Below are 18,316 nucleotides of genomic sequence, written 5' to 3'. Positions count from 1 at the left end.
CGTTCCACCCCTCCCCGCACAGGCCCCCGTACAAGAACAAGCCCCGGCCCCGGAAGGCAGACCACCCATGCAGCACGAGCAAGCAGACATAGTCGTCGTCGGAGCCGGAGTCGCGGGCCTGATCGCGGCCCGCGAGTTCGCCGGCGACGGCCTGGACACCGTCGTCCTGGAGGCACGCGACCGCATCGGCGGGCGCACCTGGACCGACCACCGCCTCGGCCGCGACCTGGAGATCGGCGGCACCTGGCTGCACTGGCTGCAGCCGCACGCCTGGGCCGAGGTCAACCGCTACGGCCTGGAGGTCACCCGCGGGCCGCGCTCCGAGGAGACGTACTGGCTCGCGGGCGACGAGGTCAGGCGCGGCACCCTCGACGACTTCATGAACCTCATCGACCCCGGCATGACCCGGCTGCTCGAAGAGACCATGCGGTGGATCCCGCGCCCCGACGACCCGCTGCGCAACCCGGACCTGGCCGAGGCCGACCGGTACACCGTCCAGGAGAAGCTGGACGACCTGAAGCTCTCCGAGGACGAGAAGAACGCCAACGAAGCGGCCTGGGTGGGGCACTTCAACGCCCCGCTCGACCAGTGCTCCTTCGTCTCCGCCCTGCGCTGGACGGCGGCCACGGCGGGCTCCTGGCACCTGATGCACGAGTCGTCCGCGATCTTCCGCCTGGCCGGAGGCACCCGCGGCCTGGTCGAAGCCGTCGCCGCCGACGCCCGCGGGACCGGCCGCGCCGACATCCGCCTGAACGCCCCCGTCCGCTCGATCGCCCGTGACGCGGACGGCGCCACCGTCACGTACGGGGACGGCCGTACGGTCAGGGCCCGCCGCGTCGTCGTCACCCTCGGCCAGAACCTGCTCGACGGGCTCGACGTCACTCCGGCCCTGCCCGAGGACAAGCTCGTCCCGGCCCGCGAGAAGACGGCGTCGCAGGGCGCCAAGGCGTGGATCCGGGTGCGCGGCCCGATCAAGCCGTTCTTCGCGTACTCCTCGCAGGCCCACCCGCTGTCCGTCGTACGCACCGAGTTCATCGGCGAGGACGACGCGGTCCTGGTGGCCTTCGGCGCGGACTCCACCCGGATCGACGTCACCGACCGGGACGCGATCGCCGCCGCGCTCCGGGTCTGGCGCGACGACCTGGAGGTCCTGGAGGTGGGCGGGCACGACTGGATGGCCGACCCGTACTCCCGCGAGACCTGGCTGATCCAGCGCCCCGGCCAGTTCACCGGCCACCACCGCGCGCTGCAGGCTCCCGCCGGGGTCGTGCACTTCGCGGGCGGCGACTACGCGAACATCTGGGCCGGTTTCATCGACGGCGCGGCGGAGAGTGCGGTGCGCGTGGCCCGCGAGGTACGGGACAGCCTGCGCTGAGCGTTCCGGGTCCGGTTCGGTTCGGGGCGGTCCGGTTCGTCGCCGCGTGCGGGCCGTCCTGAGCTGGTCGCGCAGTTCCCCGCGCCCCTGAACGGGCGCGGGGAACTGCAGCGAAAGACAACCCCCACCAGGAGATCCGCCATGGACACCAAGGACCCGCCCGCCTGGGCCATGCGCCGGATCGCCTCCGAGCTGGCCGCGGGCGGCGCGCCCGCGAGCCCCGCCGAACTCGCGCGGCGCACCGGCCTGAGCAAGAGCCTGGCCCGCCGGTGCCTGCTCCGGCTCAGGCCTGCTCGTCCCAGAGGGACGACCTCAGCCGCTCCACCGTCTCCTGCATCTGCTGCAGCGCGCCCGGGATGCGGTCCCGGCTGAGGCGGTAGCGGGGGCCGTTGAGCGTCAGGATCGCGATCAGCACACCGGACGGGTCGTGGACCGGCCGTGACAGCGAAAGGAGGCCCTCCTCCAGCTCGTTGTCGATGATCGAGTAGCCCTGCTCGCGGACCCGGTCGAGCTCACGCAGGAGCTGGACGCGGTCGGTGATCGTCTGCTCCGTGTACGCCTCCAGGCGCTCGGGCAGCAGCGCCCGCGCCCGCTCCGGCGGCAGGTCGGCGAGGAACACCTTGCCGGTGGAGCTGGCGTGCAGCGGATAGTGCTCGCCGATCATCCCCTGGTGCATGACGCCGACCACATGCGAGCCGTACGCCTCGGCGACCAGCTCGATGCCGTCCTGCGGCGTGGGCACGGAGAGCGTCACGGACTCGTTGAAGCGGTCGGCCAGATCCTGAAGGAGCGGCTTGGCGCGGCTGACCATGCCCGTGTACGGATCGGCGAAGCGGCCGAGCCGGGCCAGCTCCCAGCCGAGCGTGTAGTTGTTGTCGACGCGGTCGACGAGCCCGGTGTGTTCGAGGCTCTGCAGCAGCCGGAAGACCGTCGGCCGGGAGACGCCCACCGCCTTGGCGAGGGTCGTGGCGGTGGCGCCCGAACGTGGCTGCGACGCCAGCTCGCGCAGCAGTCGGGCCGCCTTGACCACGGACTTGTTGGTCAGGGCGTCCGGTGCGGCGGCGTCGTCGCTCATCTGGTCCTCTCGGTGGTGCGGTGCGCTCCCGTGTCACAGGGGCTCTCTGTTCACTCTACTGACCAGTTGTTCGGATCTTGAACGCGAAAGAGCCGGTGATCAGGGTCACCTCTGCGCGCGATGAAGGAAGGGCAGAGGCCCGCAAGCCTGGCAGGGCCCGGCTCGTGGAGCCGGGCCCTGTTCGTTAGGTGAGCAGTTGCGTTCAGTTGTCAGACCTTGTGTTGTTGTTCTCACGCCGGGCCACCGCGAGGCCGGCCGCCCCGATGAGGAGGAGCAGCGCGACCGTACCGAGCGTGAAGGTCTCGAAGGCGAGGCGGGAGACGCCCCAGACGTCGGTGAAGACGTAGTCGATGCCGAAGAGGCCCTCCAGGACGCCGGGGAACAGCGCCGACCAGGAGCCGACCACGATCCACACGTACACGACCACCGCGCAGGTCACGAACCCCCGGTTGCCGAAGGGGACTTGGTACGGGCGCGGCACCTCCGGGCGGCGCAGGCGCAGGACGATCAGGGCGGGGACGACCACCAGGTACGAGAGCAGCAGGGTGGTCACCGCCACCGTCAGGACCACGGTGAAGACGGCCGCCGCGTCGCCGTCCGCGAGCTGCATCGCCGCGACCATGAACAGCGTGGCCACGGCGCCGGAGAGCAGGTTGGTGCGCATGGGCGTGCCGAGCTTCGGGTGGAAGGCGCCGAGCGCGCGGGAGAAGAAGCCGCCGTCGGCCGCGGCCATGGCCTGCATCCGGTCGCTGACGATCATCCAGGCGCTGCCCTGGGTGAGGAGCGCGAAGACGAACATGACCGCGGTGAGGGTGAGCAGCGGTCCGGCCGCGCCGCCGTACACGCCGAAGACGAGCCGGGCGCCCTCCATGAAGCCGCCGACGCCGGTGACCCTGCCCGCCGGGACGACGGCGAGGAGCGCGAGGACCGGCAGCAGGTAGCAGCAGGCCGCGACGGTCGCGGAGCGGCCGAGGGCGGCGGGCACGTCGCGCTGCGGGTCGTGCATCTCCTCACCGGCGGCGTTCGGCGCCTCGAAGCCGACGTACGCGAAGAGCAGGATCGGTACGAGGGCGAGGAAGCCCGCCGTCGTCGGGGTGAAGTCGGCGTCGGTGAGGCCCTGGAAGCCGTGCTCGGCGCCGTAGAGCACGGCGGTGAACGTGAACAGGGCGAGGGAGAGGACCTTCACGATCGCGCCGGCCGTGGTGATCCACTTGCCGCGGCTGAGGGAGACGACCGCGGTGAGGATGGCGGCCCAGATGAAGACGAGCTTGAAGGCGTAGTCGGCGACCGTGCCCGAGCCCAGCGGGGAGACGAAGCCGTCCCAGGTCTCGGCGGCCAGGAAGACCAGGGAACCGCCCAGCCAGATCGGGTTGGTGACCCAGTAGAAGAGGGTGGTGAGCGCGGCGGCGGGTCGGCCGAGGGCGAGCTTGACCCACATGTACGGGCCGCCCTCCTGCGGGAACGCGGCGCCGGTCTCGGCGAAGACCAGGGCGTACGGGACGAGGAAGAACAGGGCGATGGCCGCCGTCCAGGTGGCGGCCTCACCGCCGCCGGTGGCGATCTGTCCGACGGTGTCGAAGGAGATCACCGCGGCGATGGCCATGGCGGTGATGTCGAAGCGCTTGAGGCTGCGCCGCAGGCCCGGGGTGGCCTCGGGCGCCGGCAGGTCGGGGGACGAGAGCTTGGTGGACACGGGCAGTTCCTAGGGCGGGAGTCGGGGGACTGCGGGGACTGCGTGCGGGCGCGTGCGTGTCTGTGCCGATATGGGGGACGTGCGTGTCTGTGCCGGTACGGGGGACGTGCGTGTCTGTGCCGGTACGGGGGAGGGGAGGCCCGGCGGGGGAACGGGCCTCCCCGCGAGTCGTCAGGCCTGGCGGATCCGGCCGTTCGGCTCCGTACGCTCCAGGACGCCGCGCAGCGCCGACGCCGCCTCCTTCGCCTCAGCCTCCGTCATGATCAGCGGCGGGGAGAGGACCAGGCTGTGCGCCGAGTCGCGGACGATGACGCCGGTCTCGCGGCGGATCACGTCGTGCGGCATCCGGTCGGGGTCGAGGGGCAGCGGCTCGCGGGTGGCCCGGTCGGCGACGAGTTCCACGGCGAGCATCATGCCGACCGAGCGGACCTCGCCCACAACCTCCAGGTCGCCCAGCTGCGACTGGAGTTCGGCGTGCAGGAAGGAGCCGAGGGTGGTCGCGCGGGCGAGCAGGCCCTCCTTCTCGATGATGTCGAGGTTGGCGAGGGCGACGGCGGTGGCGACCGGGTGGCCGTTGTACGTGTAGCCCATCGGGAAGCCCTGCTCACGCAGGAGCGCCTCGGCGACGTGGTCCGCGACGAGCAGGGCGCCCAGCGGGACGTACCCGGAGGTGATGCCCTTGGCGGTGACGATGATGTCGGGCGTGGTGCCGAAGTACTGGGCGGCGAACCACTCGCCCACGCGCCCGTACGCGGTGACGACCTCGTCGAAGATCAGCAGGATGCCGTGCTGGTCGAGGACTTCGCGCACGCGCGGCCAGTAGTCGGCGGGCGGTACGAGCATGCCGCCGACGCCCATGATGGGCTCGCCGACCATCGCGGCGATGTTCTCCGGGCCGATCTCCGCGATGCGCTCCTCCAGTTCGCGGATCAGGAAGTCGGTGGGGTCCTGCCCGTCGTACAGCTCGGTGCGGTACGGCCACGGCGGGGTCAGGTGCGAGATGTGCGGCACCATCGGGGCGAACCCCTCCTGGTAGAGCGGGAATCCGGCGGCGGAGCTGCCGCCGTAGCCGACGCCGTGGTACGCCTTGCTGCGCGCCAGGATCCAGGTGCGGCTGCTCTCGCCGCGGCGGTGGTGGTAGTAGCGGGCCATCTTGATCGCGGCCTCGACGCCCTCCGAACCGCCGGAGGTGTAGTACACGTGGTTCAGCGGGTCCGGCGCCAACTCCGCCAGCCGGGCGGCCAGTTCGATCGCGCGGTCGTTGGAGAAGTCCCAGAAGCTGGTGAAGTACTCCAGCTTCTTCATCTGCTCGTGGGCGACGTCGGCGAGGTCCGTGCGGCCGTGGCCGACCTGGGCGAGCCACAGTCCACCGGTGGCGTCCAGGTAGCTGCGCCCTTCGGTGTCGGTGAGGCGGCAGCCCGCGCCGTCGGTCATCACGACGCGCTCGGTGGCGGTGCCCGGCAGGTAGGGGTGGATGATGTGCGCCCGGTCGAGGCGGGCGAGTTCGGCGGCGTCGAGGGTCATGTCTGGTGCCTTTCGTGAGCGAACTTGGGTAGTGCGGGGCCGGTCAGGCCTCGTACGCGATCCACGTGGTCTTGAGGCCCGTGTACTTGTCGAAGGAGTGCAGCGAGAGGTCGCGGCCGTGGCCGGACTGCTTGAAGCCGCCGAAGGGCGTGAACGGGCTGAGCGCGTCGACCGTGTTGACGGAGACGGTGCCCGCCCGGAGCGCGTCGGCGACGCGGTGCGCCCGGCCCAGGTCCCGGGTCCACACGGAGGCGGCGAGTCCGTACGCGGAGTCGTTCGCGAGCCGGACGGCCTCTGCCTCGTCGCGGAACGGCAGGACGGCGAGTACGGGACCGAAGAGCTCCTCGCGTACGAGCGGGGAGTCCGGGGAGAGTCCGGTCACGACGGTCGGGTCGACGTACGCGCCCTCGCGCTCGGGCCGCGTACCCCCGCACAGGACCGTGCCCCCGGAGGACGTGACCGCCGCGAGGACGCGCCGCGCCTGGGCCTCGTCGACCAGCGGGCCGAGGCGGGTGGCCGGGTCGAGCGGGTCGCCGGGCAGCCAGCCGCGGGCGTGCTCGGCGACGCGGGCGGTGAACTCCTCGGCGATCGAGGCGTCCACGAGCAGCCGGGTGTTGGAGGAGCACACCTGCCCGGCGTTGTAGGCGAAGCCCCAGGCGGCGCGCTCGGCGGCGGCCTCCAGGTCGGCGTCGGCGAACACCAGGTTGGGGCTCTTGCCGCCGGCCTCGGGCCAGACCGGCTTCATGTTGGACTCGGCCGCGTAGCCGAGGAAGCGCTTGGCGACGGCGGTTGAGCCGGTGAACGCCAGGCAGTCGACATCCGGGTGCAGTCCGAGGGCGCGCCCGGTGATCTCGCCGGGACCCGTGACGACGTTCAGGACGCCGTCGGGGAGACCGGCCCGCGTGGCAAGCTCGGCGAGCAGCAGCGCCGACTGCGGTGACTGCTCGGCGGGCTTCAGGACGACGCTGTTGCCGGCCGCGAGCGCGGGCGCCAGCTTCCAACTCGCGATGTCCAGCGGGAAGTTCCACGGTACGACCGCGCCGACGACGCCCAGCGGGGCGCGGCGGACCAGCGCGAGGTTGCCGGGCGGGGCCGGGGCGACCTCGTCGTACAGCTTGTCGAGGGCCTCGGCGTACCAGGCGAAGACGCCGGCGGCGCCGGGTACGTCGGTGCCGTACGACTCGGCGATCGGCTTGCCCATGTCGAGGGTGTCGCAGAGGGCGAGCTCCTCGCCGTGCGCCTCGATGAGGCGGGCCAGTTCGAGCAGGACGCGCTTGCGTTCGGCGGGGGCGGTGCGCGACCAGCGGCCGTCCTCGAAGGCGGCGCGGGCGGCGGCCACGGCCCGGTCCACGTCGGCGGCCGAGCCGATCGCGACGTGGGCGGTGGTCTTGCCGGTGGCCGGGTTCACGGTGGGCAGCCACGGGTCGTCGCCGGTGGGGTCGGACCAGGTGCCGTCGATGAAGAGGCGGGTGCGGGGGACGAGCTCGGCGGCGCGCTGCCGCCAGTGCGAGTACGTCGTCATGCTGTGGCCTTCGATTGCGGGGAGGGCGAATTGCGGGGAGGGGCCGGGGGCGGGCCGAGGGGAAGGGGCCTGGGCGGCGCGCCGGGGGCGGCCCGAGCAATTCTTTGAGTCGAAATTCAAACAATAGGTGACGGGATCGTCAATGCTCTGGGCGAGATCTTCTTGCGAAAGATGGTTCGGGTGGCAGAGAATGGACCGCCATGAGCAAAGTCGGCAGACCGCGCAACCAGACGGCGCGCAGGCAGGCCCTCGTCTCCGCGGCGGGACAGGCGATCACGGAGCGCGGCCTTGAGGGCCTGCGCATCAAGGACATCGCGGACGCGGCGGGCGTCTCACAGGGCTCGGTCCTGTACTACTACCCGGAGCTGGACGACCTCGTCCTCGAGGTGCACCGCGGCGCGGTGGAGGGCTTCGTTACGTCCCGGCAGCGGGCGTACGACGAGGCGGGGGCGGATCCGGCGGTGCGGCTGCGGGCGCTCGTCGACAGCGGGCTGCCCGAGAGCCCGGAGGACTCCCTGCACGGACTCCTCTACCAACTGCACCGCCGTGCGGGCCGCAGCCCCGGCCATGCCGAGCTGATGACGTCGCTGTTCGCGCGGGAGGTCGGGCTCTACTCGACGGCTCTCGAAGTCGGCGCGGCGACAGGGGTGTTCACACTGGCCGCGTCCGCGCAGGATCTGGCGCATGGGCTGGTCGCCCTTGAGGACGGGTACGGCTTGCACATCGTCAGTCACAATGCGGCCGTGCGGCCGGAGCGGGCGCGGGAGCTGGTGCTTGCGCATGCGCGGGCGGTCACGGGGTGCGCGTCGCTGTAGCCGGGGGCTGTTTCTTAGGGGCGCGGGGAACTGCGCGACCAGCCACGACGGCGCGGTAGCCGAACGACCCCTACGCCGGCCGGGGCGCGATCTCCCGCAGCAGATCCATCACCGCCCGCGCCCGCGCGGACTGCGCCACCCCGGCCAGGACGGCCAGCCTGACCTCCAACGCAGGCCCCGCCCCGCGGAGTTCGAGCTCCACCACCTCCCCGCCCCCGTACGTCTGACTCGTAGCCGGACGCTGGTTCAGGACGGAGTAGCCGAGGCCGCGCGCGACAAGGGAGCGGACCGTTTCGTACGACTGGGTGCGGTAGTGGACATCCGGTGCCGTGCCCGTCGCCGCGACCAGGGAGCGGAAGTAGTCGCGGCTGTGCGGGAGGTCGAGGAGGACCAGCGGCTCCGTCGACAGTTCGGACAGCTCCACGCTGTCCCGCCCCGCCAGCGGATGGTCCGCCGCGACGATGACGTACGCCGGGGCGCGGGCGATCGTCTCGCTGCGTACCTCCGGTTCGGTGGACAGGCCCAGGTCGTACGTCACGGCGAAGTCGATACGGCCCGTCGCCAGGGCGTGCACGAGCTGGTCGGTCTCCGCCTCCACCACGTCGATCTCGACGTCAGGGAAGCGCCGGGTGCACTCGCTGAACAGCGCGGGCAGGTAGTAGGGGGACAACGTCACGAAGCAGCCCACCGAGACCGGGCCCGAGACCGTCTCGCCGTCGCCCCGCGCCTCCCGCTCCACCTCGCGGGCGCGCGCGAGCAGGTCGCGGCCCTGCTGGCGCAGCCGCTCCCCGGCGGGGGTCAGGGTCAGGCCCCGGCCCCGGCGGCGGATGAACAGCTGCACCTGCAGGTCCCGCTCCAGGTTGTGGATCGCCGCGGACACCGCGGACTGCGCGATGTGCAGCTCCACCGATGCCTCCGTGACCGAACCGCGCTCGGCGGCGACCAGGAAGTAGCGGAGCTGTACGAGGGTGAACCCCAGCGGTGACGTCATACGAGACCTTCGTGCCCGGTGAACCGTGTCCGGGCCCGACCCTAGACGGCTACTGGCGGCCGGGCGCAGCATCGGCGGGAACGCTCGTGGCGGCCACGTCCTCGGCGTGCAGCAGCGGTGAACCGGCCGTCTCCTTCAGGGACAGCGCCGCGATCAGACCGCCGAGTGCGAACACCATCAGGTAGGGGCCGGGTACGAGCGTGCTGCCCGTCGCGGAGATCAGCACCGTCATCAGGTACGGGACCGTCCCGGCGAACAGCGCGGCCGTCACGTTGTACGCGATGGAGAGTCCGCTCTGCCGCGTCCGCGTCGGGAAGATCTCCGCCGACCACACCGCGTACGTGCCGAGGATCGCCGCCAGGATCACGCCGAGCACGAGCCCCGCGATCCACGTCCCGGCGCTGCCCGTACGCATCAGCCAGAACGCGGGCGTGGCCACGATCAGGAGCGCCGTCGTCGCACCGACGAACACCGGCTTGCGGCCCACCTTGTCGGAGAGCGCGCCGAACAGCGGCACGAGGGCGAGGCCGAGCAGCGAGATGACCGTGGAGAGGAGAGCCGCGCTGTCCGCCGAGTGGCCCAGGTGGTCGGTCTCGTACGTCACCAGGTAGGTGAGGACGGCGTAGAACGGGACGTGCATGGCCGCCATCAGGCCCGCCGCCTGGAGGAGTTGGCGCCGGTGGGAGCGGAGCAGTTCGCGGGCGGGGGAGCGCGGGACGGTGTCGTTCTCTTCGAGGGCCCGGTACTCGGGGGTGTCCTCGATCTTGTTGCGGATGATGAAGCCGATGACGCCGAGCGGGGCCGCGATCAGGAACGGGATGCGCCAGCCCCAGGCGGTGAGCTGGGCCTCGTCGAGCCCGGTGGAGAGCAGCAGGAACACGAACGAACCGGCGAGGAAGCCGAGTAGCGAGCCGACCTCCAGCCAGCCCACGCCGAATCCGCGGCGTCGGCGCGGCGCGCTCTCCGCGAGGAAGCTGGCCGCACTGCCGAACTCACCGCCCGCCGCGAACCCCTGGATCAGGCGCAGGACGATCAGGAGGACCGGGGCGGCGATGCCGATCGAGTCGTACCCGGGGAGCAGGCCGATCGCGAGGGTCGCTCCGGACATCGTGAAGATGACCAGGGACAGGGTGCGCTTGCGGCCGATCCTGTCGCCGAGCGGGCCGAAGACCAGGGCGCCGACGGGCCGGATGCCGAAGGAGACGGCGAACACGCCGAACACGGCGAGCAGTCCGGTCGTACTGTCGTCGGCGGGGAAGAACACGGTCGCGACGGTGCCGGCGAGATACGCGTACGCGGCCCAGTCGAACCAGTGGACGAAGACGCCGACGGCACCCGCGGCGACGCTCCTGCGCAGGGTGACCACGTCCGTGGCCGCCTCGACCCCGGCCCCGGACTCGGGCTCGGTCGTCGTGGTGCCGGTGTGAGAGGTAGGCATTGCACGCCTCCTTGTGGATGGGTGGAGAAGCGGAGCTGATGGGCGGGTGCCGCCGGTGTGCCGTGCCCTCAGAGCGCGGGCAGGCCGGTCAGCGCGGCGGGAGTGGTGAGTGCGGTGAGTTCCGCCTCGGTCAGCAGGGCCCGTTCCCGGATCAGGTCGAGCGCGGGTCTGCCGGTGTGGTGGGCCTCCAACGCCAGGGCGCAGGCGGTCTCGTGGCCGAGTGCGGGGCTGAGCGCCGTGACCAGGCCGGTGGACGCGGCGACGGTCGCCGCGAGCCGGTCCCGGTCGGCGGTGATGCCACGCACGCAGTGTTCGGTGAGGACGCCGATGCCCGCGGTGAGGTGGTCGAGGCCCGCGCTCAGGGCGCGGTAGATGACCGGTTCGAAGGCGTTGAGCTGGAGCTGCCCGCCCTCGGCGGCAAGGGTGACCGTCACGTCGTACCCGATCACCTCGAACGCGATCTGGTTGACCGCCTCCGGGATCACCGGGTTGACCTTGCCGGGCATGATCGACGATCCGGCCTGCCGCGCGGGAAGCGCGATCTCGCCGAACCCGGCCTGCGGCCCCGAGGAGAGCAGCCGCAGGTCGTTGCAGATCTTGGACAGCTTCACGGCGATCCGCTTGAGCACCCCGGACAGCTGGACGAACACCCCGACGTCCTGCGTCGCCTCGACCAGGTCGGGCGCGGAGACGAGCGTGGGGATGCCGGTCAGCAGGCGAAGGTGCTCGACTGCCCGTTCCCGGTAGCCGGGGCGGGCATTGAGGCCCGTGCCGATCGCCGTGCCGCCGAGGTTGAGCTCGTGCAGCAGCACCCGGGCCTCGGCGAGCCGGTCCCGGTCCTCCGCGAGGGTGGCGGCGAACGCCCCGAACTCCTGGCCGAGCGTCATCGGCACGGCGTCCTGCAGCTGGGTGCGCCCCATCTTCAGTACGTCGGCGAACTCGGCCGCCTTCGCCGCGAACGCCTCGCCCAACTGCGCCAGGGAGGCGAGCAGTTCGCCGATGTGCGCGTCCAGGGCGAGCTTCACGGCGGTCGGGTAGACGTCGTTGGTGGACTGCCCGAGGTTGACGTGGTCGAGGGGGTGGAGGACGTCGTACGCGGCGCGGGGGTGCCCGAGGCGTTCCAGGGCGCGGTTGGCGATCACCTCGTTGGCGTTCATGTTGGTCGAGGTGCCCGCGCCGCCCTGGATCAGGTCGACGACGAACTGCTCGTGCAGGGCGCCCTGGCGAAGCTCGGCGCAGGCGTCCGTGATGGCGTCGGCGAGCGCGGGGTCGAGGGCGCCGACCTCGGCGTTGGCCCGCGCGGCGGCGCTCTTGACGACGGCCAGGGCGCGGACCAGGTGCGGGCGGTCGGCCAGGGTCTCCCCGGTGAGCGGGAAGTTGGCGACGGCCCGCGCGGTGTGCGCCCCGTGGTAGGCGTCCGCCGGTACGTCGACGGCGCCGAGCATGTCGTACTCCGTACGGAACCCTTCGCCGGTCATGACGCCGCCCCCGCACGGTCCACGCCCGTCCAGGCCAGCGCCAGCGCCCCGTCGAGGAGGGCCCGTTCGGCGGCGGAGCCGACGCAGTGGGCCGCGAACTCCCGCTGGTGGTTGGTGGCGGGCAGGGAGCCGATGCCGATGTACGGGTGGATGGCCGGGACCACCTGCGAGACGTTGCCCATGTCGGTGGAGGCGCGGTTCATCCGGGCCGCCTGTCCGGGCGGCGCGAACTCCCGCCCCAGGGCGAGGGCGTTGGCGCGGTAGTGCGCGAGCGCCGATTCGTCCGCGCGGAACTCCGCGTACGGCTTGCTCTCCGGTTCGATCTCCAGGTCGCAGCCCGTCGCGAGGGCGCCCGCCTCGAAGGCCCGCATGACGCGTGGCTCCAACTCGGCGAGTTCCGCGAGGGTTTCGGCCCGTACGTACCACCGGCCGTCGGCCCGCTCCGGGATGGCGTTCGGGGCGTCCCCGGCGTGCGTCACCACGCCGTGCACCCTGGCCGACTGCGGGAGTTGCTGCCGCAGGAGGCCGATGGCGACCTGGGCGACGGTGAACGCGTCGGCCGCGTTGATCCCCGCCTCCGGGTACGCGGCGGCGTGCGCGGACTTCCCGGTGTACGAGACCTTCGAGTGGCTGACCGCGAACGGGCGGGCCTCGGCCACGTCGACCGGCGCCGGGTGCACCATCATCGCCAGGTCCACCCCGGCGAACGCGCCCCGGTCAAGGAGCTCGATCTTGCCGCCGCCGCCCTCCTCGGCGGGCGTGCCGTACACCTCCACGGTCAGCCCGGCCTGGTCGGCGACCGCGGCCAGACCGAGCGCGGCGCCGACCGAGCTCGCGGCGATCAGATTGTGCCCGCAGGCGTGTCCGAGCCCGGGCAGCGCGTCGTACTCGGCGCAGAGCGCGATCCGCACGGGCCCGCTGCCGAAGCGGGCGTGGAACGCCGTGTCCAGGCCCAGATAGGCCGAGGTCACGTCGAACCCGGCGCGGTCGAGGAGCTCGGGCACGGCCGCGGCCGCCCGGTGCTCCTCCCACGCGGTCTCCGGATCGGCGTGCAACTGCTCGGAGAGCGCGACGAGTCGATCCGCCCGCCGCTCCACGGCCTCCCGCGCGCCCCGCTTCATCTGCTCGGCGCCGATCACCGCGCCCATCACCGCGCCCATCACCGATCACCCGGAACGCCGTACGAGGGAGCCGACGCCGGGTCGAGCCCGCGCCGCACGTAGTCGTCGCGCTGCGGGAGCCAGACGTCGACGAGCTCGCCGAGCCGGTCGAGCGGGTCCTCGGCCCAGTCGACGCGCAGGTCGGTCACGCGCCAGCCGACGTCGGCGACGACCGCGAGGCCCGCCGAGTACACCGGCCCCTCCTCGCCGCCCGCCGCGAGCGCCGCCTGCATCGCGGCGACCAGGCGCTCCTCCAGCTCGCCGGTGGCCGCGGCGTACGCGTCGAGCAGCACACCGGGAATGTGCTCCCCGGACAGCATGTTGCCCGCCGCGACCGCACCGTCCGCGCAGGCCGAGGCGTGGGTGCCCAGGGTCTGCGCGCCGCTGTACGCGAAGCCGGACCCGGACCGCCCGAGGACCGTCAACTGCCGGTAAGCGATGGACTTCTGGTTCCGCTCCGCGCCCGTGACCTCGGCCAGGGCGCGCTCGGGGTCGCCGTGGTCGGTGAGCCGGTCGAGCAGTCCGGGGCCGAGCGTCGGGTCGGTGACGTTCTGCGAGGTCGCCGCGCCGATGCCGGGCCGGAGATGGACGACGCGGGCGGCGACGGCGGGGCTCGACGAGCTCGCCGCGATGCCGAACCGCTCGCCGTCCCGTACCACCAGGGAGAACGTCATGCCCGCTCCTCCTTCGAGGCCTGCGAGGCCTGCGAGGCCTGCGAGGCCTGCGAGGCCTGCGAGGCCTGCGAGGCCTGCGCGGCCTGTGGGGCGGCCTGCGAGGCCTTCGAGGCCTGCGGGATCACGGCGATCGCGTCGATCTCGCACAGCCACTCCGGGCGGGCGAGCGCGGAGACGACCAGACCCGTGGAGATGGGGTGGACACCCTTGGTCCAGCGGCCCACGGTGCGGTAGACGGCCTCGCGGTACCGCGGGTCGATCAGGTAGATCGTCAGCTTGACCAGGTGCTCCATCCGGCTGCCGGACTCCTCGAGCAGCATCTTGATGTTCGCCATGGCCTGCTCGGCCTGCGCCTCGGCGTCGCCGATGCCGACGGACTCGCTGGTGTCGAGGTCCTGGCCGATCTGGCCGCGTACGTACACCGTGTCGCCGGCGACGACGGCCTGGCAGAGGTCGTTGTCGAGGCTCTGCTCCGGGTACGTGTCGCGGGTGTTGAACGGGCGGACCCGGGTGTGCCCGCCGGCGACGATGGGCTGGTTCGTGGAGGTCATGCTCTGCTGCTCCTCAGTTCTCGTCCGCGCCGTACGCGAGGTAGCCGCGCTGGGTCGTGATGTGGTCGGCGATGTACTTGGCGTCGTGCCAGGCGCCCCAGATGAAGCTCGACCCGCGCCGGGACAGCCAGGGCAGGCCCAGGAAGTACACGCCGGACTCGGCGGACACCCCGCGCCGCTGGTCGGGCCGGCCGTTCGCGTCATAGGCGTCGACGTCCAGCCAGCTGTAGTCGGCGGCGAAGCCGGTCGCCCAGACGATCGAGGTCACGCCCGCCTCGGCCAGGCCGAGTTCGAGCCGCGGCTCGGTCACGCACGCCGGGTCGGCGCCGAGGACGTGCGCCTCGGGCTCCTCCGGCAGGTCGAGCCCGTTGCGCTCGACGTAGGCGTCGGCGGCGCGCAGCAGTTCCAGGTACTTCTCGTCGCCGAGCGCGATGTTCTCGGCCAGGTCCGGGGCGAAGCGCAGAACGCCGTCCTCGTACGCGGCGGTCATGCCGACGAGTTCGATGCCGTCGGCGGCGAGGGCGCGGAAGTCCACGGTGTGGCCGCCGCGGGCACCGCTGACCGCGATCGTCACGTGTGCGGCGCCCTGCGGGGGCGTGTCCAGGTCCCAGAGCCCGAGCACGCCGAGCCACCAGCAGAAGTCCCGGCCGCGGTACTGCCGCGGCGGCCGGTCGTGCGGGCCCACGGAGAGGAACACCCGGCGCCCGGACCGCCGCAGCTCGTCGGCGATCTGCACTCCGGACGACCCGGCGCCGACCACGAGCACGGCCCCTTCGGGCAGTTGGCCCGGATTGCGGTACGCGCTGGAGTGGATCTGCACGGGCACGGCGCCGTCCGGTACGACGGGCGGGATCACGGGCCGCTGGAACGGTCCGGTCGCGGCCACGACGAAGCGGGTGTCGATCACACCCTCGGAGGTCTCGACCCGGAAACCGGGCCGCCCCTCGTGCCTGCGCACCGAGGTCACCTCGACCCCGCACCGGACCGGGGCGCCGATCTTCTCGGCGTACGCCACGAAGTAGTCCGCGACCTGTTCCTTCGACGCGAAGGCGTCGGGGTGGACGTCCTGGAACTCCAGGCCCGGGAACCGGTCGTGCCACGCGGGCCCGTTCGCGACCAGCGAGTCCCAGCGCTCCGACCGCCAGCGCTCGGCGATGCGATGCCGCTCCAGGACCACGTGCGGGATGCCGTGCGCCCCCAGGTGCTCACTCATCGCCACGCCTGCCTGTCCGGCCCCGACGACGACGACTTCGGTCTGTTCACTCGGCACTTCAGCCTCCACTCGGGCGGTAGTTCATCGAGGTGTCGCGTTGCGCGCTACCGCATGAACATCCTTGGCCCGAGCCGGAAAGCCTGTCCAACAGATCTTTTCGGGGTAGGCAATCTGTTTTCCAGATGCGTCCGATCCGTGGACGCCCGGCCCTCGTTAAGGTCGACGCGTGACCTCCACCGCCCCCTGGCCCTCCGGGCCCCTCGACCCGCTCGACCCGCTCGACCGCCGGATCGTCGCCGCCCTCCAGATCGACGGCCGTGCCTCGTGGCGCCGGATCGCCGCCGCCCTCGGCGAGCCCGAGCGGAAGGTGGCCCGGCGCGGGGCGCGGCTCCTCGACGGCGGGGCGGTCGCCGTCACCGGCCTCGTGGTCCGCGGGGAGACGGTGATCGCACGGCTCGGCTGTCTGCCGGGACGGGTGCGGGACACCGCCGTCGCCGCCGCCCGCCGCGAGGACACCGTCTTCTCGTACGTCCTGGCCGGATCCGTCGACTGTGTCGCCGAGATCCAGTGCACGCCGCGCCGGCTCGCGCAGCTGATGTACGAGGAGGTGCCCGCGCTCCCGGGCCTCGCGGGCCAGCAGATCACCCCGGTCCTGCGGTACTTCAGGACCGTGCACGAGTGGCGTCCCGACATCCTCGACGCGGACGAGGTGGCGGAGCTCGGCGGCGTCGACCCGTTCGCCGACGGGGTCGGCGCCGAGCACGGCCCGTGGGTGCCCGACGAGGAGGCGATCCTGCTCGCCCTCGCCGAGGACGGCCGCCGCACCCACGACGAACTCGCCGCCCTCGCCGGGGTGTCGGTCGCCACGGCCCGCCGCCGGGTCGAGTCGCTGATCGCCTCGGGCGCGGTCTCCATCCGGGCGGCGGTCGAACCCGCACTGCTCGGTCTTCCGGTCGAGGCGATGCTGTGGATCCGCACGCGGCCGGACGAGGTCGAGACGGTCGGCCGGATGCTCGTCGAGGACTCACTGGTGCGGTACGCCGCCGTCGTCATGGGCGAACACCAACTCCTGGTCGACGTCACGCAGCCCGACAAGGAGGCGCTCCACGACTTCCTGACCCGGCGCCCCTGGGTGAGCCACGTCGAGTCCGTGCAGTCACACCTGGTCGTGGAGGCGTTCAAGCGCAGCGGAACCCCGACCGCACTGCTCAAAGGTGACTGAAACATTCCCTGGGGATTCGTAAGCGTCTGAAAAGTTCATCCAGACCTGCATATTGATGTTTCTCGTCAGAGGATCGCAGTGTGGGACCGCACACCTCTGTGCGAGCGCGCCCGTTCGCGCGCCGCCCACCCCTGCCCTCGGGACACCACGATGACCGATCACCCCTGCCTGCTCGACGCCACCGAACTCGCCGCTCGCATCCGGCGTCGGGAGCTGTCCGCCCGCGAGGTCGTGACCGCCCACCTGGAGCGCATCGAACGCCTCAACCCCCGCCTCAACGCCCTGGTGACGGTCGACGCGGACGGCGCGCTCGCCGCCGCCGCCAGAGCCGACGAACAGCTCGTACGGGGCGAGGCCACCGGTCCCCTGCACGGGCTGCCCCTCGCCTTCAAGGACACCCACCTCACCCGCGGGATGCGCACCACCCACGGCTCCCCGCTCTTCGCCGACCACGTCCCCGACGAGGACGAACTCCTCGTCGACCGCATCCAGTCGGCCGGCGCGATCCGCGTCGGCAAGACCAACGTCCCCGAGTTCGCCGCCGGTTCGCACACCTTCAACACCGTCTTCGGCGCCACCCGCAACCCCTACGACACCGGCCGCTCCGCCGGCGGCAGCAGCGGAGGCGCCGCCGCGGCCCTGGCAGCCGGGCTCCAGCCACTCGCCGACGGTTCCGACATGGGCGGCTCGCTCCGCAACCCCGCCTCCTTCTGCAACGTCGTCGGCCTGCGCCCCACCCCGGGACGCGTCCCCGCCCTGCCCGCCGCCAACCTCTGGGAGACCCTCGCCGTCGCCGGGCCGATGGGCCGCTCCGTCGCCGACGTCGCCCTGCTCCTCTCCGTGATGGCCGGTCACGACGCACGCTCCCCGCTCTCCCTGGACAGCCCCGAACCCGCCGCGTTCCGCGCCCCGTTCACCCGCGCCGACCTCACCGGACTGCGCGTCGCCTGGGCCCCCGACCTCGGCGGCCGCGTCCCCGTCGACCGGGACGTCCGGGACGTGTTCGCCGCCCAGCGCGCCGTCTTCGAGGAGCTCGGCGCCCACGTCGAGGAGGACTGCCCCGACCTCGACGGCGCCGAGGAGGTCTTCCGCACCCTGCGCGCCCAGGAGTTCCACCTCGGCCTCGGCTCGCTCCTCGACCGGCACCCCGAGGCGTTCAAGCCCAGCCTCATCTGGAACATCGAGGCCGGCCGCGGCCTCACGGGCGCCGACATCGCCCGCGCCCACGCGGAGCACACCCGCATCCACCTCGCCGCCACCGCCTTCTTCGAGCGCTACGACGTGCTGCTCGCCCCCGTCAGCCAGGTCGTCCCGTTCGACGTCGACGCCGAGTACCCGCAGACGGTCGACGGCGTTCCCCAGCACACCTACCTCGACTGGATGCGTTCCGCGTACTTCCTCTCCGTAGTCGGCGCCCCCGCGCTCGCCGTCCCCGCCGGCTTCACGCCCGGCGGTCTCCCCGTGGGCCTGCAGATCGTCGGCCGCCCCCGCGCCGAGCGAGCGGTCCTGGAGATCGGCGCGGTGTACGAGGCCGCGACCGGCCACGGCCGCCGCCGCCCGGACCTGGACTCCGCCGCGTAACACC

Annotated in this window: 16 protein-coding genes; 5 read left to right on the top strand and 11 right to left on the bottom strand. The window is 72.4% G+C overall.

Annotated elements, in window-relative coordinates:
• Nucleotides 1-67 precede the first annotated feature (67 nt).
• Both RCO28_RS07635 and RCO28_RS39310 read left to right on the top strand, forming a co-directional pair.
• Nucleotides 68-1,375 (top strand): NAD(P)/FAD-dependent oxidoreductase, encoded by a 1,308-nt coding sequence (locus tag RCO28_RS07635; protein WP_308940191.1) that lies wholly within the window; start codon nucleotides 68-70, stop codon nucleotides 1,373-1,375.
• A 141-nt stretch (nucleotides 1,376-1,516) separates the two neighbouring features.
• Nucleotides 1,517-1,747 carry a helix-turn-helix domain-containing protein gene (locus tag RCO28_RS39310; RefSeq protein ID WP_374991109.1) on the top strand — a complete coding sequence of 77 codons (231 nt, stop codon included), beginning with the start codon at nucleotides 1,517-1,519 and terminating at the stop codon, nucleotides 1,745-1,747.
• On the opposite strand, the gene RCO28_RS07630 is transcribed toward RCO28_RS39310, so the two are convergent.
• From RCO28_RS07630 to RCO28_RS07615, 4 genes are all read right to left on the bottom strand, one after another.
• On the bottom strand, nucleotides 1,659-2,450 hold the full coding sequence (locus RCO28_RS07630; protein WP_308940190.1) for an IclR family transcriptional regulator: 792 nt from the start codon (nucleotides 2,448-2,450) through the stop codon (nucleotides 1,659-1,661). The two genes, RCO28_RS39310 and RCO28_RS07630, sit on opposite strands and share 89 nt — an antisense overlap.
• Before the next feature lie 202 nt (nucleotides 2,451-2,652).
• Nucleotides 2,653-4,143: an APC family permease gene (locus RCO28_RS07625; RefSeq protein ID WP_308940189.1), complete on the bottom strand. Its 1,491-nt coding sequence runs from the start codon at nucleotides 4,141-4,143 to the stop codon at nucleotides 2,653-2,655.
• A 171-nt stretch (nucleotides 4,144-4,314) separates the two neighbouring features.
• Entirely contained in the window at nucleotides 4,315-5,667 is a 1,353-nt protein-coding gene (locus RCO28_RS07620) for an aspartate aminotransferase family protein (RefSeq protein WP_308940188.1), read from the bottom strand.
• Between the two features lie 43 nt (nucleotides 5,668-5,710).
• Nucleotides 5,711-7,189 (bottom strand): aldehyde dehydrogenase, encoded by a 1,479-nt coding sequence (locus RCO28_RS07615; protein WP_308940187.1) that lies wholly within the window; start codon nucleotides 7,187-7,189, stop codon nucleotides 5,711-5,713.
• A gap of 200 nt (nucleotides 7,190-7,389) precedes the next feature.
• Between RCO28_RS07615 and RCO28_RS07610 the strand changes: the two genes are divergently transcribed.
• Complete coding sequence (locus RCO28_RS07610; RefSeq protein ID WP_308940186.1) at nucleotides 7,390-8,004, top strand: TetR/AcrR family transcriptional regulator; 615 nt, start codon at nucleotides 7,390-7,392, stop codon at nucleotides 8,002-8,004.
• A gap of 70 nt (nucleotides 8,005-8,074) precedes the next feature.
• Here RCO28_RS07610 and RCO28_RS07605 read toward each other — a convergent pair whose 3' ends face one another.
• From RCO28_RS07605 to RCO28_RS07575, 7 genes are all read right to left on the bottom strand, one after another.
• On the bottom strand, nucleotides 8,075-8,995 hold the full coding sequence (locus tag RCO28_RS07605; protein ID WP_308940185.1) for a LysR family transcriptional regulator: 921 nt from the start codon (nucleotides 8,993-8,995) through the stop codon (nucleotides 8,075-8,077).
• A 49-nt stretch (nucleotides 8,996-9,044) separates the two neighbouring features.
• Nucleotides 9,045-10,433 carry an MFS transporter gene (locus tag RCO28_RS07600; RefSeq protein WP_308940184.1) on the bottom strand — a complete coding sequence of 463 codons (1,389 nt, stop codon included), beginning with the start codon at nucleotides 10,431-10,433 and terminating at the stop codon, nucleotides 9,045-9,047.
• Between the two features lie 68 nt (nucleotides 10,434-10,501).
• On the bottom strand, nucleotides 10,502-11,911 hold the full coding sequence (locus tag RCO28_RS07595) for an aspartate ammonia-lyase (protein WP_308940183.1): 1,410 nt from the start codon (nucleotides 11,909-11,911) through the stop codon (nucleotides 10,502-10,504).
• Nucleotides 11,908-13,071, bottom strand: coding sequence for a M20 family metallopeptidase (locus tag RCO28_RS07590; protein WP_308940182.1), 1,164 nt, complete (start codon nucleotides 13,069-13,071; stop codon nucleotides 11,908-11,910). Before RCO28_RS07590 ends, RCO28_RS07595 begins: the two co-directional genes overlap by 4 nt.
• Entirely contained in the window at nucleotides 13,071-13,745 is a 675-nt protein-coding gene (locus RCO28_RS07585) for a DUF1028 domain-containing protein (protein ID WP_308940181.1), read from the bottom strand. The genes RCO28_RS07590 and RCO28_RS07585 overlap by 1 nt, the downstream gene beginning before the upstream one ends.
• Entirely contained in the window at nucleotides 13,742-14,296 is a 555-nt protein-coding gene (locus RCO28_RS07580) for a RidA family protein (protein ID WP_308940180.1), read from the bottom strand. The genes RCO28_RS07585 and RCO28_RS07580 overlap by 4 nt, the downstream gene beginning before the upstream one ends.
• A 13-nt stretch (nucleotides 14,297-14,309) precedes the next feature.
• Nucleotides 14,310-15,566: an NAD(P)/FAD-dependent oxidoreductase gene (locus RCO28_RS07575; protein WP_308940179.1), complete on the bottom strand. Its 1,257-nt coding sequence runs from the start codon at nucleotides 15,564-15,566 to the stop codon at nucleotides 14,310-14,312.
• A 169-nt stretch (nucleotides 15,567-15,735) separates the two neighbouring features.
• Here RCO28_RS07575 and RCO28_RS07570 point away from each other — a divergent pair, with 169 nt between their 5' ends.
• Nucleotides 15,736-16,731, top strand: a complete 996-nt coding sequence (locus tag RCO28_RS07570) for an Lrp/AsnC family transcriptional regulator (RefSeq protein WP_308940178.1) — start codon at nucleotides 15,736-15,738, stop codon at nucleotides 16,729-16,731.
• Between the two features lie 150 nt (nucleotides 16,732-16,881).
• Nucleotides 16,882-18,312, top strand: coding sequence for an amidase (locus RCO28_RS07565; RefSeq protein WP_308940177.1), 1,431 nt, complete (start codon nucleotides 16,882-16,884; stop codon nucleotides 18,310-18,312).
• The last annotated feature ends 4 nt before the right edge of the window (nucleotides 18,313-18,316 follow it).

It is taken from the genome of Streptomyces sp. LHD-70, from assembly GCF_031157275.1.
In the GTDB taxonomy this organism is placed as follows: Bacteria; Actinomycetota; Actinomycetes; order Streptomycetales; family Streptomycetaceae; genus Streptomyces.
Note: the sequence above shows the minus strand (reverse complement) of the source record. Positions and strands in the feature narration are given on the sequence as shown.

Bases quoted from the DNA above. Each gene is read 5' to 3' on its own strand.
- RCO28_RS07595 (WP_308940183.1), bottom strand. From the start codon at position 11,911: ATGACCGGCGAAGGGTTCCGTACGGAGTACGACATGCTCGGCGCCGTC.
- RCO28_RS07580 (WP_308940180.1), bottom strand. From the start codon at position 14,296: ATGACCTCCACGAACCAGCCCATCGTCGCCGGCGGGCACACCCGGGTC.
- RCO28_RS39310 (WP_374991109.1), top strand. From the start codon at position 1,517: ATGGACACCAAGGACCCGCCCGCCTGGGCCATGCGCCGGATCGCCTCC.
- RCO28_RS07590 (WP_308940182.1), bottom strand. From the start codon at position 13,071: ATGGGCGCGGTGATGGGCGCGGTGATCGGCGCCGAGCAGATGAAGCGG.
- RCO28_RS07635 (WP_308940191.1), top strand. From the start codon at position 68: ATGCAGCACGAGCAAGCAGACATAGTCGTCGTCGGAGCCGGAGTCGCG.
- RCO28_RS07605 (WP_308940185.1), bottom strand. From the start codon at position 8,995: ATGACGTCACCGCTGGGGTTCACCCTCGTACAGCTCCGCTACTTCCTG.
- RCO28_RS07620 (WP_308940188.1), bottom strand. From the start codon at position 5,667: ATGACCCTCGACGCCGCCGAACTCGCCCGCCTCGACCGGGCGCACATC.
- RCO28_RS07630 (WP_308940190.1), bottom strand. From the start codon at position 2,450: ATGAGCGACGACGCCGCCGCACCGGACGCCCTGACCAACAAGTCCGTG.
- RCO28_RS07565 (WP_308940177.1), top strand. From the start codon at position 16,882: ATGACCGATCACCCCTGCCTGCTCGACGCCACCGAACTCGCCGCTCGC.
- RCO28_RS07615 (WP_308940187.1), bottom strand. From the start codon at position 7,189: ATGACGACGTACTCGCACTGGCGGCAGCGCGCCGCCGAGCTCGTCCCC.
- RCO28_RS07610 (WP_308940186.1), top strand. From the start codon at position 7,390: ATGAGCAAAGTCGGCAGACCGCGCAACCAGACGGCGCGCAGGCAGGCC.
- RCO28_RS07600 (WP_308940184.1), bottom strand. From the start codon at position 10,433: ATGCCTACCTCTCACACCGGCACCACGACGACCGAGCCCGAGTCCGGG.
- RCO28_RS07585 (WP_308940181.1), bottom strand. From the start codon at position 13,745: ATGACGTTCTCCCTGGTGGTACGGGACGGCGAGCGGTTCGGCATCGCG.